Consider the following 15,417-nt stretch of genomic DNA (forward strand, 5'->3'; position numbering starts at 1 on the left):
GCTTATGAACGGAAGATGAAGGATGCGCCGACTGCAATCAAGGCAAAACCGATGAGATGATTGATCGTGATCGCTTCCTTGAGCCAGAAGATCGAAAACAGCGCGAAGACGGCGAGCGTGACGACCTCCTGGATCGTCTTGAGCTGTGCGGTGGAATAGTAAGCGCTGCCCATGCGGTTGGCCGGCACGGCCAGGCAATATTCGAAGAAGGCGATGCCCCAGCTCAGCAGGATAGCAATAAAAAGCGCCGTTCCCTTGTGCTTGAGGTGACCGTACCAGGCGAATGTCATGAAGACATTGGAGAGCACCAGCATGAAAATCGGAGCGAGGGGCAGGAGCTTTGCGATGGGGAACATGGGAGTCTCGAATCTGGAAGAATGGCCCGACGATTGGGCTAAGCCATCGGTATCGTCAAGCCGGTTGCCCCACCCACTGGGCCGATACCAATCCTTGAGCGTTTTGCACTAACAAGTCAGTGCCAGAAGTTGCATCTGGAAAATGACAGGTGCAAAATCAGGGTAGCCCCTTCAGCTTTGATTATCGATCCCCCGGCTACTGCTCAATCTGGAGATTGCAGAACTCTTGGGGCAGGGCTCGGCACATGGATTCGCAGACCGGTACGGCCGACGAAAACGACCATTTCCGACGATTGCGCACCGCACAAGCAGTGAGCATACTCGGTAACATTTCGCTTACGCTGGCCGCAAATATCTTTTTAGCGGCGACGACTGCCTGGCTCATCTGGCATTCGGGTGGAACTTGGACGGTCTTTGTTTGGCTCGCGTTCGTTTCAGCCCTTAGTATCATTCGTTTTGCCGTTTTCTTTTACATTTCAGCAGTTGGCGGCCATTCCGCAAGACCGGTGCAGGTCCTTCACGTCTTGACGGTCACGTCTTTCATGAGCGGACTTTCCTGGACGCCGGTGCCGCTCTATTTCGCGGTGCCAGGGGACGGCAGCGTTCTCGGCTATATCGTCTTCGTGATGGCTGGCGTGACCACAGGCGCTATCATTCAGAGCCTGGCCTACTGGCGCGTGGCCGTGGCCTTCGGCGCGCCGCTGATGCTTTCGACCGTCGCGATGATGGTCGCGCAAGGCAATATCATCTCCTATTTCCTCGCCGCCAATGTGACGCTGCTGACGCTAATGCTGTTCCGGGCGAGCATGCGCAGCGAGAGTTCCTTCGTCCAGAGCCAGAATGTGGCGATGCGGACGTCCCAACTTGCCCAATCGCTGGCGGTTGCGAATGGCGAGATCAGCCGATCGAGCCAGCGGCTCGAACATCTCGCCAGCAGCGACGCATTGACCGGACTCGCCAATCGATCCGTCTTCAATCGTCGCATGGAACAGCTCTTCGACCGCTGCCGCCGCGGGCAGACCGATGTGGCGCTGCTGTTGATCGACCTCGACAAATTTAAGACCGTCAACGATACGCGTGGACATAGCGCCGGCGACGCACTGCTCAAAGCTGTTGCCAGCCGACTGGCGTCGGTCTGTGCCGCCAATGATCTCGCCGTTCGCCTTGGTGGCGATGAGTTTGCGCTGGTGCTTTCGGGCGCGGATCTGGAAGCGCGTGTCAACGCCACGGTTCTCGACATCATGAAGCGGATTTCCCAACCGATCACCTTCGGCGGGCACGATATCGTGCCAGGCGCTTCGATTGGGGTTGCCTTCGCGCCGCGCCACGCCGAAAACGGCGATGACCTCTATGCCTGTGCCGATCTCGCGCTCTATCGGGCGAAGCTGGAGGGCCGCCGGCAGATCCGCTTCTTCGACGCGGCCCTCAAGGACCGTCTCGACTATGAGCGTGCACTCGATCGCGATCTCGCCACTGCCATCGACAATGGCGGGCTGGACGTGCATTTCCAGCCGCAGGTCGACATGCTGCGCGACACGGTCACCGGCTTCGAGGCGCTGGTGCGCTGGTGGCATCCGGAGATCGGCGCCATTGCGCCGCCGGACATCATTCGCGCCGCCGCCAAGCTTCAATTGTCTGAACTGCTGACAGGCTATGTCATCGATCGCGCCTGTCGCTTCTCGCGCATGCTCGATGCCGACGGTCATGTCGACGCGAAAGTGTCGATCAACATGTCTCCCGCGGAATTCGGCGCTTACGATCCGGTTCGGCTGCTGACAGGCATCGCCGCGCGCCACCAGGTCGATCCGGCTCGTATCGAGGTCGAGATCACAGAGGATGCCATTCTCGACCCGAAGAAAGTCGAGCGCACTCTTGCCGGTCTTCGCAAAGCAGGCTTTGGCATCGCCGTCGATGATTTCGGCATGGGTCATTCTTCGCTCGCTCATCTGATCAGTCTCAAGATCGATCGGCTGAAGATCGATCGCCATTTCGTGACCGACATTTCCAATAATGTGCACAGCCAGGCATTGGTGGCCGCATTGGTCAGTGTCGGGCGCGCGCTCGACATGGAACTGGTGCTCGAAGGTGTGGAGACGGCTGCGGATGCCGAGACGCTGCGTCTTCTCGGCTGCCGCACTGCGCAAGGCTGGCTGTTCGGCAAGGCGATGGCGCCAGCCGACGCCATGGAATGGCTCAAGCGTCATGCCGCGCGCACCCGGGCGGTCGCCTGACCGGGCGCCGGCCTTGACCGATCCCGTTGCTGCATGAGATGCCTGAGACGGATCGGAGTTGTGGCACATGACGAGCACGGACATGGTGGGCGATCGCGAGCCGCGCTATTTCTGGCGCAGGGCATTCGCATTTCTACTTGATGTGCTCGTCGCCCAACTCGTCGTTTCACTTGTCTTTGCCGCAGTTGACGGCGTGGCCGGGACGTCGCTTGGAGATTCCCTCGCCAACTCCCAATCACAATGCAGCCCGGCACCGAACGACCATCCACAAGTCCTGCGCATCGAGAGTCTGTGGCCCCTGCCGGCGGGTTGGCAGCGTGAGAACATCATCTGCAGCGAGGGGACCGGGGCTGACCAGAGTTGGTCCTTCACCACGCGTGCAATACTAAATGGGGAGACGACTTACACCAAGGAAGTCGGCTACTCGATCGACAAGGACGGCAACGCTTTGCCGACTGAATATGCTCCGAATTTCGGCCCCTTTGCCATCGTGCTGTTCTTCATCGTCCTCGCGGCGAATGGATGGCGGACGCCCGGAAAGGCAGCCCTGAGCCTAAGGATAAAGACCACGGCCGGGGGTACGCTTGATTGGGGCCATGCGTTTCGCCGAGAGGTGCTGAAGCTCATGCCGATCGTGAGCTTCGGGGTGATTGCGGTCTGGGTGGCTGTGGCACCGCCTGACGTACTGACCAATTCGGAAGTGTCAATCGTCGCCATGCGTGACGGCACATTCCTGACGTCGCCCTGGATGCTCATGCTTTTCGCCTGGTGCGCGGGAACCATCGTCTGGTGGTTTGGCCCGTTCGTCCGGTGGCGCGACAGGACCTGGTATGACGCCCTCGCCGGAACGAAGGTGGTTCGGTCCGACTTACCGGCTGCTACCGCGCGCCGACGGTCGTAGGGCGACCTTCCTTGTCAAGCGCGACCATGACGAAGGTCGCGGCGGTAACCTTTTCCATCACCGGCGTCAGATAGCGTTGCGCCCATGCCTCAATGATGAGTGTGATGGATGAGCGGCCGATACGCTCAAGGCTCGTATAGATGCAGAGCGTGTCGCCGATCTTGACCGGCATCTGGAAGACCATTTCCTTGACTGCAACCGTGACGACGCGTCCGTGGGCGATTTCCGCAGCGCGGATGCCGGCCGACAGATCCATCTGCGCCATGACCCAGCCACCGAAAATGTCGCCCGCAGCATTGGCATCAGCCGGCATGGCGAGCGTGCGCAGCGTCAGTTCGCCGTTGGGCTTGGTCGTCTCCGTCATCCGCTTCTCCCTCTGGTGCTGCTTCGATCCTTAGGATGCCATGCGGCACTTGGAAAGACGAAGGGCTCAAGGCGCTGTATTCGCGCCAACTACTTGCCGCAGGCCTTGATGAGCTTGTCCAAGGCCTCGCGCGCGCCGTTCAGCGTGACGGTGACACCCGGAACCTTGTCATTGCGTTCAGAAATGATGAGTTGCTTCTCTCGCTTCATGGCGCTGAGCAGGGGGGCATCGACCGTCGTGTCCATGGCCATGGCGCCGTCCATATCCTCGTAGCGGGCTGGTTCGGTGAAAGCATCCGGGCCGAGCGAGAATTTGATGTCCGTGTTGAATCCCTGGTCGCCGCCAGGCGGGTAGTTGTGTTCTGCGAAAGGCAGATAGCGCATCCAGAGACTGCCCTGGCCCGCACACTGGATGAGGAAATAATGCCGGGTTTCCGGCGTGCCTTCGGTCGACTCGGCACAGATACTGGCAGTCATGACCGGCCCTACCTCCTCCTCCTGTATGGCAGCCTCCCAGCGATCACATTCCGCCGCAAGGGCTGCGGTGCCGAGTAGGCAGAGGAAAAGTGTCGAGACAAGTCGCATGGAAGCCTCCGAGTGTTAATTCTTATACCTAGACGTTCGACAGGCTGAGACTATGCGCGGCGCTCGGGCAGGTCCAGCGTTGCGAGGATGAAGTCGGCGACTGCCAGTGTATCGTCCAGGTCAAAGACGGGGAGGTTTTGGTCTTCAACCGCATGATCGGCGGCAATGGCGCGGATGTGAGGGTCTGTGGGAGCGAGCGGCGTGCGGTTTGCGGATTCAAGGCGCCGGGCTTCGATTTTCGGCACCGGTTCGCGTTTGTAGCCCTCGATCAGGACGATATCGCAGGGAGCAAGCCGGGCCAGAACCTCCTCGAGCGTCGGCTCGGGTCCGCCGCGCAATTCGTGCATGATGGCATAGCGGGTGCCGGACACGATTGTCACCTCATGGGCGCCGGCTTCGCGATGACGCCAGGAATCGGCACCCACCTTGTCGATATCGAAGTCGTGGTGGGCGTGCTTGATGGTCGAGATCCTGTATCCACGGGCGGTGAGCTCGGTCACGAGGCGGACGGCGAGGCCGGTCTTGCCGGAATTCTTCCAGCCGGCGATGCCGAAGATTTTCGGAGTGGTCATGCTGAGTCCGACGGTTGGGAAACTTGAAAAGAGGCGGCACTTGGGTTAGTTTTCAGGAGTGAGGATCGGGCTTTCGCCCGACCCTCGTTTGCTAGACGGCGAATTGAACCCGGAACGTGAATTGCCATCCAGTCCGGGTTCTCTTCAGTTCCAGCGTAATGCAAACGGGTCGAAACCGCATTTCCATTACCTCCTGAAAAGAGACGAGGCTGTCGCCACAGCCGGAAAAGCCTATCCATTCCGGTCGCGCCGGATGGCAAGACGCTGCTGCTTCCGTCCCGATCCCTCAATTGTCTACAACTTCCAGCATTTTTCGTGCGCGATCAAGATCGTTATGCGTGTTGATGTTGGAGAAGGGATCGAGTGGGCCAAGCGGGGTCTCGATCACGGGAAATTCGGTGACGCGGACTGGAAGGCCGTCGAGGAACGCCCGCACTTTTAGCGTCGGCGGGTCCTCAAGCCATGCGGCGAGTTTCGCGGTGAGAGCTACCGGCCAGAGACCGAGGACGGGGTGCATGCGGCCGAGAGAGGAGGCGAGGGCGATATCGTTGGGGCCAGTCAAAGACTCGGCGAGGATGGTGACGAGATCTTTGGGAAAGAACGGGCTGTCGGTCGGGACGATGAAGACATGCGTTGCGGTTGGGTAAGTCTCAGCGACTTGGGCGAGTGCAGCGTGAATGCCTGCGAGGGGGCCGTGGAAGCCGGCGAAGCGGTCGGGGAAGCTCGGCGCTCCCGGCAGCGTGATCGCCGGATCGTTGGTATTGACCGCGATCGGGCCAGCCTGTGGCCGGATGCGGCCGGCGACGTGGTCGATCAACCGGGCGGGGCCGAAAGGCAGGAGCGCTTTGGGCTCGCCCATGCGCGAGGATTTGCCGCCCGAGAGGATGACAGCAGGGAAACGGGACATGGCGGCCGGATCGGTCATGGCGTTCAGTTTACCGTCAGATTGTTCTCGATTTCGGCCATCCTGCGGCGCTGGGTGATCGTTTCGCGGTAGAAGGCATAGAGGCCGGCAGCAACGACGATGGCCGAGCCTATCAGCATGAAGCGATCGGGCATTTCGCCGATCAACAGGATGCCGAGCGCGATGGCCCAGAGCAGGCTCGTATAGCGGAAAGGCGCGATGAAGGAGATCTCGCCGGTGCGCATCGCCATGATGATCGTCTGATAGCCGGCGAAGAGCATGACTGAACCAAAGGCCATGATCAGGAAATGGTTGGTCGAAACCGGCTTCCAGGTGCCGGTGGCGCCGATCATCAAGGCACCAACGACCGTGATCGAAATCGCCGCGATCAGCGAGATCATCAGTGATGGGACTGCGGGATTGATCTTCTTGGTGGCAAGATCGCGGGTTGCGGCGCCAACAACAGAGCCGACGACGAGGAGCGAGGCGGAGGAGAAGCCTTCCGCGCCGGGCCGGATGATGACCATCACCCCCAGGAAGCCGACAAGGATCGCGAGCCAGCGACGCCAGCCGACCTGCTCGTGAAGAAACAGCGCGGCACCCATGGTGACGGCGAGCGGCAGGGCCTGCAGGATTGCTGCGGCATTCGGCAGAGGTATCATCGACAGCGCATACACATAGGTGACGGCGCCGACGATTTCGCCCGCCGTCCTGAGGATGATCCATCGGTCGAGCAGCAGGGAAACCGGCCGGAGCGCCCCCATGCGCCAGGCAACGGCAAGGATCAAGGTCGAGGTCATCACGCCTCGGACGAACATGATCTGGCCAGTTGTGAGATCACCGGTCACCAGCTTGATCATGGCGTCGTTGAAGTTGAAGCTGGCCATGGCGAGCGACATCAGCAGCGCGCCCTTGAGGTTGTTGTTCAGCGCCATGCAGGAAGACTCCGGGAAGCCGGTCTATAGACAAGGCTGATCTGTTGTACAACTGTCTAATTTGCCGACCACGCAACCTCCGCTTCATGGCAGATGGCGGGATGATCGGAGTATGGCCAGGTTTGGAGGATCAAGCGGCGCGGAGGTCATCAGAGTGTTGTGTGTCGTCACCGTCGACATAGAGGCAGTTCTTGCCGGATGCCTTTGCGTGATAGAGCGCCCTATCGGCCCGATCGATAAGGTCGGTACCGGCTTCCTCAGGGTCCGTGCCGTGGGCAATGCCGATCGAGCAGGAAATAAGAGTTGGTCCGGCCGGCAGCGGGTAGGGCACGGCGATTTCGTCCAGGATGCGCTTGCCCATCACTTTGAGATCCTCGGCGATGATCGGCGCGGTGAGGAGTACGGCAAATTCGTCGCCGCCTAGACGGGCGACCCTGTCACCATCGCGGACACAGGTCTTCAGCCGGCCGGCGACCTGCTGCAGCAGGACGTCGCCTGCTCCATGGCCCATCGTGTCATTGACTGCCTTGAAACCGTCGAGGTCGATATACATGACGGAGATTGCGGCATCGCCCGGCTGCATCTTGCGGACCGCATTGTCGACATCGGCGAAGAAGAGCGCACGATTGGCGAGATTGGTCAGCGGGTCGCGGAACGCCCGCTTTTCTCGATCGCTGATGATCTGCGCCGACATGATCGCGTGGCGGAGGATGAAGGCACCGAGGACAGTGAGCGCGCCCAAGAAAATGGCGATAAAGGGAAGCGCAATCTGTAGCAGGTTGTCGCCCGGCCGGTTGGGGTCCCAGGCGATTTGCGAAACCGTGCGCCCCTGACCATCCTTGATCGAGAAGGTGGAGCGCGTGTCGGAGACATCCTTGTGGGAATGGGTCAGCCGCAGATTTGCGAGTTCATAGTCCCGGCTGATCGACTGAAGCAGCGAGCCATCCACCAATTGTACGAAGAGAAGTGAATAACCCGTCGGCGGGCGCGTCTTATCTTCCCAGGACTTGACCGACGCAATTGCAATGATTGCCGCCGAATTGCCGTAGGGCACGACGCCGGAATAGAACTTGTCTGCCGGTAGATTCTTCCACTCCGCATGCGCCTCCCGGAAGCCCTGGGGGAAGAAGCGTGCCGGATCTTCCTGGCCGTCGACGCCGCCGATGCGCGAATAGACTGCCTTGCCATCGGGATCGAGTGCAAAAGACATCGCTGAGCCAAAGTTTTTCTCGGGGCTGATGCCGATATTGTCGATCAACCATGCGCGGTCGGGCTTATCGACGACTGCCGCGACAGCCTCGTCCCAATGGCCGTAATCTGCGGCATTAACGCCGAGCCGCTCCGCGTAGAGGTGGAAGGCGCGGGTAACGAGGCGTGTCTGCTGAGCAATGGCGACGTCGGTCTGATAATCGGCGATCCAGATAATGCCGCCGACCGCGGAAAGGAGAAGGCCAATCACCAGCCCGGCGAGCGGCAATATGACCCTGCGCATGAAGGCTTGGCTGGCATCGGCCGAAAGATAGTTCATCCAAAGATCCCCTGACAACGGGAACCTAACGCAAGGTAATTCAGATTTTGCTTATTCAAGTGGTGAATAATATGTGAAGGCTGGCGACTCACTCCACGGGTTCTGCGGGCCTTTGCTCGCCGAACAGGACGTAGCTCTCAGGCTGGTTCGGATCCTCTTCCTGGCCTTCAGGCACCTGCTGCGTCGGATCGATCTCGTATCGCCTGAGCACGAAGGTGCCTTGGTCGAACTGCCATTCACCCGCGGACCAGCTGTCGCCGATGCCCCGCCATTTCGCCGTTGCCGTGATGGTCTTCGAGGCGTCATCGAACTCGCTGTTGACCATCTGTGTGCTGGTTACATAGCCGGTGACTTTCGGGGGCGCTTTGAGCTTGGAAAAGTATTCGTCGGCATAGTCATAGTCGGCAGTGGGTTCGGCAAAGGTCAGCAACTCCCAGCCACCCTCATCCTTGTCGTCATTGCGCAAAAGATAGACCGCGCTGAAATTGTAGGCGGCGGCATAGCAGGAAAGCTGGACCAGCGTGCGCTTGTAGTCCGGCGAGTCCTGATCCTGCCCCTTGGTGCGAAAGGTCAGGTGGAAGACATTGTTGTCGCCCTCCGGTACGCCCTTCTCGTCATATTTGAACTCGCATTGCTTGCCCATGATGGGCTCAGCGAATTTGCGTGCCGCGAGAATATCGGCGGCGTCGGTCACCTCATCGGCCAGCACCGATGCCGGGATCAGCAACAGCCCCGCCAGGATCGGAAAGAGAGCGCGGCGCATCAGCCCCCCGTCAGGCTCATATGTCGGGCAACGGCCGGCCGATTGTGGTCGCGGTCGATAATGAAGTCGTGGCCCTTCGGCTTGCGGCTGATGGCTTCGTCGATGGCGTGCTTGAGCACCGCATCGTCATCGGTCGTACGCATCAGGTCGCGGAATTCGGCGGCGTCGTTCTGGCCGAGGCACATATAGAGCGTGCCGGTGCAGGTGAGGCGGACGCGGTTGCAGCTTTCGCAGAAATTGTGGGTGAGCGGCGTGATGAAGCCCAGCCGGCCGCCGGTCTCCTCGACGGTGACATAGCGCGCGGGGCCGCCGGTGCGATAGTCGTTCTCGGTCAGCGTGAACTGTTCTTCCAGGTTTTTCCGCAGTTCCGAGAGCGGCAGATACTGGTCGGTCCGGTCTTCGTCGATCTCGCCCATCGGCATGGTTTCGATGACGGTCATGTCCATGCCGCGACTGTGTGCCCAGCGCATGATCTCTGGAATTTCATGGTCGTTGAAGCCTTTGAGCGCCACGGCATTGAGTTTGACGTGAATGCCGGCCTTCTGCGCCACTTCGATGCCTGACAGCACTTTGGAGAGATCGCCGATGCGGGTGATTTCGCGGAATTTCTGCGGGTCGAGCGTGTCGACGGACACGTTGATGCGCTTGACGCCATTGTCGGCAAGCTCAGCCGCGTAGCGGGACAGTTGCGAGCCGTTGGTGGTGAGCGTCAATTCGTCGAGTTCGCCGTGCTGGACTTTACGGCCCAGCGCGCGGACAAGATACATGATGTTGTGGCGCACAAGAGGTTCGCCGCCGGTGAGGCGGATCTTGCGGACGCCTTTCTCGATGAAGGCGGAACAGAGGCGTTCGAGTTCCTCGAGTGTGAGCAGGTCCTTCTTTGGCAGGAAGGTCATGTGCTCGGCCATGCAATAGGTGCAGCGGAAATCGCAGCGGTCGGTCACTGAGACACGCAGGTAGCTCACCATACGACCGAAGGGGTCGATCATGGGCGCTGCGGCACCGGAACTTTTGAGATGGCCTGAGAAAATGTTCATCACTGCTCCCGAGCGGTATTTCGGACCGGCCGCGTGTTTCCGTCAACCCCTATATAGGGCCGTGATAGCCGAGATTGAAGCAGATTTGTCTTGCGGATGCGACAGGGGCCGTCTAGGGCGAGGAAAAAGGGTAGGGACATGAGCGATTTCTGGCCGACTGAAATCAAGGTTGCCAAGGACCGGCAGAGGCTGACGGTCGTCTTCAACGACGACGCGGCCTATGAACTGTCGGCAGAGATGCTCAGGGTCCTGTCGCCCTCCGCCGAGGTCAAGGGGCATGGGCCGGGGCAGGAGGTGACAGTGCCCGGCAAGCGCAATGTCGCGATCATCTCGGTGCAGCCGACGGGAAACTATGCCATCCGGATAGGTTTCGACGACGGCCATGATACCGGGATCTTCACCTGGCCCTATTTGCGCGAGCTCGGAACACGCGGCGTCGAGCTTTTCGCGGACTACGAGCGTGCATTGGCTGAGAAGGGCATGAGCCGGGATGTGAGTGCCAAGCCGCGCTGACAGGGATCTGGGTCAGAACTCGTGGGAGATGGTGACGCCGACGCTCGAATTGACGCGGGAAAAGCTGACTTCCATCTGGCCCTGTGTCCAGGTGACGACCTCACCGAAATCATGGCTGAAAACGTCGCTGGGAGTTCCGAAAGCCTGCCTAAGGCCATCAAGAAGTCCCTCGGGCTCGCCAGTGGCGTAGGAGCAGGCCCTATGCCGGCTCTCGCCAACCGCGATCCAGAAGGAAAGCATGCCGTCCGCCTCACTCTCGCTACGCCGCCAGACCAGGACGTCGACCGTGCCGTCGTTCGCATCGAGAAAGCCTTCGCGCCAGCTTTTCTCGTCACCGCCTCTCCGCCAGCCGAAGGCATCGCCCTTCCTTTCCGCTTCGGCCATGGTGGTGGAGCGGCAGAAGTCGAGAAGCTGGGCCACGTTGAGCATCGGCGGAGGCGCGGCCATCGCGACGATGTCGGACAGTGCCATGAGCAGGGCTGCAAGCGCGATTTTCCGCGCTTGATCGATCAGCATTCGAAGCCGAAATTCTGGCGATACCATTCGAGTTCGTTCCTCGGGCCGCGCAGCAGGATCGGGCAGGCCGTCGCATTGCCGATCATCTTGCCGTTCTCGATATACATCCAGTCAAAGATATCGCTCTTGCTGAATGTGATCTCCTGGCCCTCGCGCACATTCCTGGCAATGCCGGGCTGGTTGGCGATGGTGCCGCGGAAGCTGTCCTTGTTGCGCTGTAGACTGCCAAGCCAGAAGTATTCGACATTTTCGACACTCTTGAGCCCAGTGAGCGCGAAGCCGTTGCCATCATCGACGATGCCAATCTTGACGCTGTAATGTTCGGTTCCCGCGGGCGGGCTGTCGAACTTGGCGAGGAAGTCGTCGAGGCTGGACTGGGCCTTGGCTGCGGCAGCGGCCATCTCCGGATCATTGAGCGGGATGAACTTGAGGTTTGCCGGCTCTTCGGCGCGGGCGACGGTGAGGCACGCCGCAAGAATCAAAGCGACAGATAGAAAAATTCCAAAAAATTTACGTATATTCACGAAAATGCCCTCGCAATCATCAAATCCTGACAAAAGGGACGGATGATTGGCGGGTTTTATTCCGCGTCGCCGCGATCCTCCGCCAGCAGCACTTCGATGATCTTCTCCATCTGGTCGGCGACCATGAGGCAGCGCTCTTCGCTCGATGTGGCCATGACCGTGTCGATCAAGGTGGTCTGGATCTTCATCGCCTGTTCGGTGACGGCCTTGCCTTCGTCCGTCAGGTGCAGGCGGAGAACACGCTTGTCGCGAGCGTCGGCGCGCCGTTCGATCAGGCCGCGCTTCTCGAGCTGCGGCAGAAGCATCGACATGTTGGAGCGGCCGACGAGGAGTTTGCGGGCCAGTTCCTGCTGCGAAATTCCCTCGCGCCGGTAGAGATTGATCATGATATCCAGATGCGGCGGCTTGATCTCGAGATGGGCCATGTTGCGGGCAAGCGTGAGCTGCATCAGCTGGCAGGCACGGGCTACGGCGATCCATGTCCGAAATCGTGGATGGTCCCATGGCAGGACTTGATTTTTGTTCATAGTTGTACTTTATTGTTCATGCTTGAACTTAACAAGAGCATAACCATGTCATCTTACCTGCACAAGGTCGCCGGGCAAGCGATCAATCTGACCGGTGTCGTCTCGATGCGGCTCGCCGGCCGCATCGCATTTAGGTTGTTCTCGTCGACCGGACCCGCCGAGCCGAAGAACGACAAGCAGCGCAAGCTGCTTGCCATGTCGCGCGTATCGATGCGCGAGGCCGAGAGCTTGATGCTGCCGATCCATGCGGGCATGGTCGCGGCACATCGCTTTCCGCCGATTGGCGAGCCGAATGGCAAGATCCACCTCGTCGTCCACGGCTGGGGCTCGCGCATCGACTATATGCAAGGGCTGATACGGGGGTTGCGGCAGACCGGCGCGACCGTGGTCGGCCTCGACCTGCCGGGTCATGGTGGGTCGACCGGACGTTATCTGACGGTGCCGCTGGCGATCGAGGCGATCGACGCGGCATGGCGGCAATTCGGGCCGTTCGATGCCGTGGTCGGTCACTCCTTCGGTGGCTTCGTGTCGGCCATGTCGGCTGCTGGTCCTGAAGACTGGATGCGACGTCGGACGCCGGACAAGTTGGTGCTGATCGGCTCGCCCGTCGCGGCCGAGCATGTCTTCTCGCAATTCTCCGGCCATATGGGTTTCACGCGCAAGGTCAGTCGCGCGATGGACGAAGAGGTGCAGCGCATTGCCGGGCAGCCGATCGCATTCTTCTCGGCTGGGCGGATGCTTGTCGGCAAGCCGGATCTTCCGGTGTTGGTGCTGCATGCCGAGGATGACAAGGAAGTGTCGGCCCGGGCGGCACGGCTCTATGCCGAGGCGGGGCCGCAGGTGCGGGTCGAATGGCTGAACGGCCTGGGGCATCGCCGCATCGTCAATTCACCACAAACGATCGATGCCATCACGAAGTTTCTCGTTTAATTGTCATGGTTTGCGAGTATAGGCGGGTCTCGTCACGGAGTTCGCCATGCGCAAGATCGAGACAGTCGAGGAACTGAACGCCCTCTACGGCGTGCCCGGTGAGGCATCCATCATCAAGGTGACGCCGTTTCTGACGCCCGAATACCGGCGCATGATCGAGGCATCGCCCTTCGTGGCGCTTGCCACGGTCGGTCCTGAAGGGCTCGACTGTTCGCCACGCGGCGATGCCGGCCGGATCGTCCATATCGGGGACGAGCGGACGCTGATGATGCCCGACTGGCGCGGCAACAACCGCGTCGACTCGATCTCCAACATCGTGCGCGACCCGCGGGTGGCGCTGATGTTTCTGATCCCTGGCTCCAACACTGCAATGCGGATCAACGGCCGCGCCGTCGTCGCCATCGAACCCTCCTTGCTCGACCGCTTCGAAATGGATGGCAAGCATCCGCGCTCGGTGATCGTGATCACCATCGATGAAGTCTATTCGCAATGCGCCCGTGCGCTGATACGTGCGGACCTGTGGAATCCCGAGAAATACGCCGATCCGAAGACATTGCCGTCTGTCGGCGACATGCTGAAGGGCGTGAAGGACGGCTTCGACGGCGCGGCCTATGATCGCGAGTGGCCGGGGCGTGCCGCCAAGACCATGTGGTGACCTACGCCTCTTAAGGCTATCAGTAGTATTAATTGGGCGGCACTTTCAAAAAGTGCTTGAATAGACATCGTCTTTCGGGCGTTACCCGTGGGAGCAAGGGGTGGCTGCCATGAAAAGTTTTGTCTGGGGATTCGTGTTTGCGGTTGCTGCTGCCAGCGCGCAGGCCAAGGATCTGAGCCTAGCCGAGAAGATCGACATACTCGTGAAGTCCTATCCGGGCGTGTTGAACGGAGGCTCGGAAAAGGGTGTGGGGTTTGTCGAGCACGCCCAGATCCTGCCGGTCGACGACGGCGTCACGCGCGATCATTTCCAGATGCTCGAAAACGGCGATATCGAGGATAGCCTGCAGCAGATCTATCCGTACGGTCCGTGCGAAACGAAGCCTGCCGTGAATTTCGATCCGGGCCGCATTCGGTCCGAGCCGCTGATGAAGCTGATATATGGCCAGTCGAAGAAAGAGGTCGCGCGCAATCTCGTGCCGGTGAAGTGGTTCGGCGAGACCTTGCAGGTGACCAAGGTCAACGGCGTCAACAAGGCGCTGGAGGCCGTGCGGGATGAACTTGTGTCGCGCACTGACCTGAGGAAATTTCTCACGCCATCCGCAGGTGTTTTCAACTGGCGCAAGGTGGCGGGCCAAGCGAACCTTTCGGTGCACAGTTTCGGTGCGGCGGTCGACCTCAACACCAAGTTTGCCGACTACTGGGTCTGGTCGGGCGGAAAGCCGGGCCGTGTGCCGGTCTACAAGAACAAGTTTCCGATGGAAATCGTCGAAATCTTCGAGAAACATGGTTTCATATGGGGCGGGCGCTGGTATCACTACGATACGATGCATTTCGAATACCGGCCGGAACTCCTTGAAATCGCAAAGCGCTCTGGAGTCTCGGCCTGCAAGTGACAGGTTGGTCCCATGAAGAAGCTTTATATCGCCGGCCCGGAGGTGTTTCTGCCCAACGGCCGCGAACAGATGGCTCGCAAGGCGGCGCTGGTCCGGCAATATGGCTTCCAACCTCTGTGTCCCGGCGATCTCGATATTCCGCCACAGAAGACCAAGAAAGCCTTCGGACTTGCCATTTCGAAGGTCAATGAGGGCATGATGAACGATGCCGACGGCATCATCGCCAATCTCACGCCCTTCCGCGGCGAATGGGCTGATGTCGGCACCGTGTTCGAACTCGGCTATATGTGCGCCCGCGACAAGCTGGTCGCCGCCTATTCGAATGCCGCCGACGATCATTACCAGCGGCTGCTACGTTACTATGACAATGACGTCACCGAAGGATCCGACGGCTACAAGCGCGGCCCGGATGGCCTTTCGCTCGAAGATTTCGAGATGGCCGACAACCTGATGCTCGACGGCGGCGTCGAGCGCCGGCGCGGCATCGTTGCCACGCATAACGCCGCCAAGGCCGAGCTCTATACCGATCTCACAGCCTTCGAAGCCTGCCTCAAGCATCTCGCAGCATTCCCCGATTTGCGGGACGGAGGTCTTCGGCCCGACGAACTCGACGCCAGCAACGACGACTGAGCGGGTCAATTGCCGGCTTGTGGATTGCGGCCTGATCAGGCAAAAGGTGCCA

At 60.1% G+C, this 15,417-nt stretch carries 19 protein-coding genes; 7 read left to right on the forward strand and 12 right to left on the reverse strand.

What is annotated here, in order from left to right:
- Positions 1–2: 2 nt before the first annotated feature.
- Positions 3–356: a DMT family protein gene (locus AC2YI2_RS09140; protein WP_487386153.1), complete on the reverse strand. Its 354-nt coding sequence runs from the start codon at positions 354–356 to the stop codon at positions 3–5.
- A 542-nt stretch (positions 357–898) separates the two neighbouring features.
- Here AC2YI2_RS09140 and AC2YI2_RS09145 point away from each other — a divergent pair.
- Both AC2YI2_RS09145 and AC2YI2_RS09150 read left to right on the forward strand, forming a co-directional pair.
- On the forward strand, positions 899–2,587 hold the full coding sequence (locus AC2YI2_RS09145; protein ID WP_487386154.1) for a putative bifunctional diguanylate cyclase/phosphodiesterase: 1,689 nt from the start codon (positions 899–901) through the stop codon (positions 2,585–2,587).
- A gap of 67 nt (positions 2,588–2,654) precedes the next feature.
- Positions 2,655–3,488 carry an RDD family protein gene (locus AC2YI2_RS09150; RefSeq protein ID WP_487386155.1) on the forward strand — a complete coding sequence of 278 codons (834 nt, stop codon included), beginning with the start codon at positions 2,655–2,657 and terminating at the stop codon, positions 3,486–3,488.
- On the opposite strand, the gene AC2YI2_RS09155 is transcribed toward AC2YI2_RS09150, so the two are convergent.
- From AC2YI2_RS09155 to moaA, 8 genes are all read right to left on the reverse strand, one after another.
- Positions 3,466–3,852, reverse strand: coding sequence for an acyl-CoA thioesterase (locus tag AC2YI2_RS09155; protein ID WP_487386156.1), 387 nt, complete (start codon positions 3,850–3,852; stop codon positions 3,466–3,468). The two genes, AC2YI2_RS09150 and AC2YI2_RS09155, sit on opposite strands and share 23 nt — an antisense overlap.
- Positions 3,853–3,941: 89 nt before the next feature.
- The gene (locus tag AC2YI2_RS09160) at positions 3,942–4,436 is read right to left on the reverse strand and encodes a hypothetical protein (protein WP_487386157.1); all 495 of its coding nucleotides are present in this window, start codon (positions 4,434–4,436) and stop codon (positions 3,942–3,944) included.
- Positions 4,437–4,486: 50 nt separating this feature from the next.
- Complete coding sequence (mobB, locus tag AC2YI2_RS09165) at positions 4,487–5,008, reverse strand: molybdopterin-guanine dinucleotide biosynthesis protein B (protein ID WP_487386158.1); 522 nt, start codon at positions 5,006–5,008, stop codon at positions 4,487–4,489.
- A gap of 286 nt (positions 5,009–5,294) precedes the next feature.
- The gene (mobA, locus tag AC2YI2_RS09170) at positions 5,295–5,933 is read right to left on the reverse strand and encodes a molybdenum cofactor guanylyltransferase (RefSeq protein ID WP_487386159.1); all 639 of its coding nucleotides are present in this window, start codon (positions 5,931–5,933) and stop codon (positions 5,295–5,297) included.
- 5 nt (positions 5,934–5,938) lie between these two features.
- Complete coding sequence (locus tag AC2YI2_RS09175) at positions 5,939–6,847, reverse strand: DMT family transporter (RefSeq protein WP_487386160.1); 909 nt, start codon at positions 6,845–6,847, stop codon at positions 5,939–5,941.
- A 130-nt stretch (positions 6,848–6,977) separates the two neighbouring features.
- The gene (locus AC2YI2_RS09180; RefSeq protein ID WP_487386161.1) at positions 6,978–8,375 is read right to left on the reverse strand and encodes a sensor domain-containing diguanylate cyclase; all 1,398 of its coding nucleotides are present in this window, start codon (positions 8,373–8,375) and stop codon (positions 6,978–6,980) included.
- Between the two features lie 88 nt (positions 8,376–8,463).
- The gene (locus AC2YI2_RS09185; RefSeq protein WP_487386162.1) at positions 8,464–9,138 is read right to left on the reverse strand and encodes a DUF1176 domain-containing protein; all 675 of its coding nucleotides are present in this window, start codon (positions 9,136–9,138) and stop codon (positions 8,464–8,466) included.
- On the reverse strand, positions 9,138–10,175 hold the full coding sequence (gene moaA, locus AC2YI2_RS09190) for a GTP 3',8-cyclase MoaA (protein ID WP_487386163.1): 1,038 nt from the start codon (positions 10,173–10,175) through the stop codon (positions 9,138–9,140). The genes AC2YI2_RS09185 and moaA overlap by 1 nt, the downstream gene beginning before the upstream one ends.
- A gap of 138 nt (positions 10,176–10,313) precedes the next feature.
- On the opposite strand from moaA, the gene AC2YI2_RS09195 reads away from it, so the two are divergent.
- Positions 10,314–10,688 carry a gamma-butyrobetaine hydroxylase family protein gene (locus tag AC2YI2_RS09195; RefSeq protein ID WP_487386164.1) on the forward strand — a complete coding sequence of 125 codons (375 nt, stop codon included), beginning with the start codon at positions 10,314–10,316 and terminating at the stop codon, positions 10,686–10,688.
- A gap of 12 nt (positions 10,689–10,700) precedes the next feature.
- Here the strand turns inward: AC2YI2_RS09195 and AC2YI2_RS09200 are convergent, their stop codons facing one another.
- Genes AC2YI2_RS09200 through AC2YI2_RS09210 form a run of 3 tightly spaced genes read right to left on the reverse strand, consistent with a single transcriptional unit; the run spans position 10,701 to position 12,255 of the window.
- Positions 10,701–11,204, reverse strand: coding sequence for a hypothetical protein (locus AC2YI2_RS09200; protein WP_487386165.1), 504 nt, complete (start codon positions 11,202–11,204; stop codon positions 10,701–10,703).
- Positions 11,198–11,728: a YegJ family protein gene (locus tag AC2YI2_RS09205; RefSeq protein ID WP_487386166.1), complete on the reverse strand. Its 531-nt coding sequence runs from the start codon at positions 11,726–11,728 to the stop codon at positions 11,198–11,200. Before AC2YI2_RS09205 ends, AC2YI2_RS09200 begins: the two co-directional genes overlap by 7 nt.
- A 56-nt stretch (positions 11,729–11,784) precedes the next feature.
- A complete protein-coding gene (locus AC2YI2_RS09210; RefSeq protein ID WP_487386167.1) occupies positions 11,785–12,255 on the reverse strand; it encodes a MarR family winged helix-turn-helix transcriptional regulator in 471 nt (156 codons plus the stop codon).
- 45 nt (positions 12,256–12,300) lie between these two features.
- Between AC2YI2_RS09210 and AC2YI2_RS09215 the strand changes: the two genes are divergently transcribed.
- From AC2YI2_RS09215 to AC2YI2_RS09230, 4 genes are all read left to right on the forward strand, one after another.
- Positions 12,301–13,185, forward strand: a complete 885-nt coding sequence (locus tag AC2YI2_RS09215; protein WP_487386168.1) for an alpha/beta hydrolase — start codon at positions 12,301–12,303, stop codon at positions 13,183–13,185.
- 46 nt (positions 13,186–13,231) lie between these two features.
- Positions 13,232–13,840, forward strand: a complete 609-nt coding sequence (locus AC2YI2_RS09220; protein WP_487386169.1) for a pyridoxamine 5'-phosphate oxidase family protein — start codon at positions 13,232–13,234, stop codon at positions 13,838–13,840.
- A 109-nt stretch (positions 13,841–13,949) separates the two neighbouring features.
- Positions 13,950–14,735: a M15 family metallopeptidase gene (locus AC2YI2_RS09225; protein WP_487386170.1), complete on the forward strand. Its 786-nt coding sequence runs from the start codon at positions 13,950–13,952 to the stop codon at positions 14,733–14,735.
- A gap of 12 nt (positions 14,736–14,747) precedes the next feature.
- Positions 14,748–15,365: a nucleoside 2-deoxyribosyltransferase gene (locus AC2YI2_RS09230; RefSeq protein WP_487386171.1), complete on the forward strand. Its 618-nt coding sequence runs from the start codon at positions 14,748–14,750 to the stop codon at positions 15,363–15,365.
- The last annotated feature ends 52 nt before the right edge of the window (positions 15,366–15,417 follow it).

The organism is Rhizobium sp. SRI_017 (assembly GCF_057586295.1).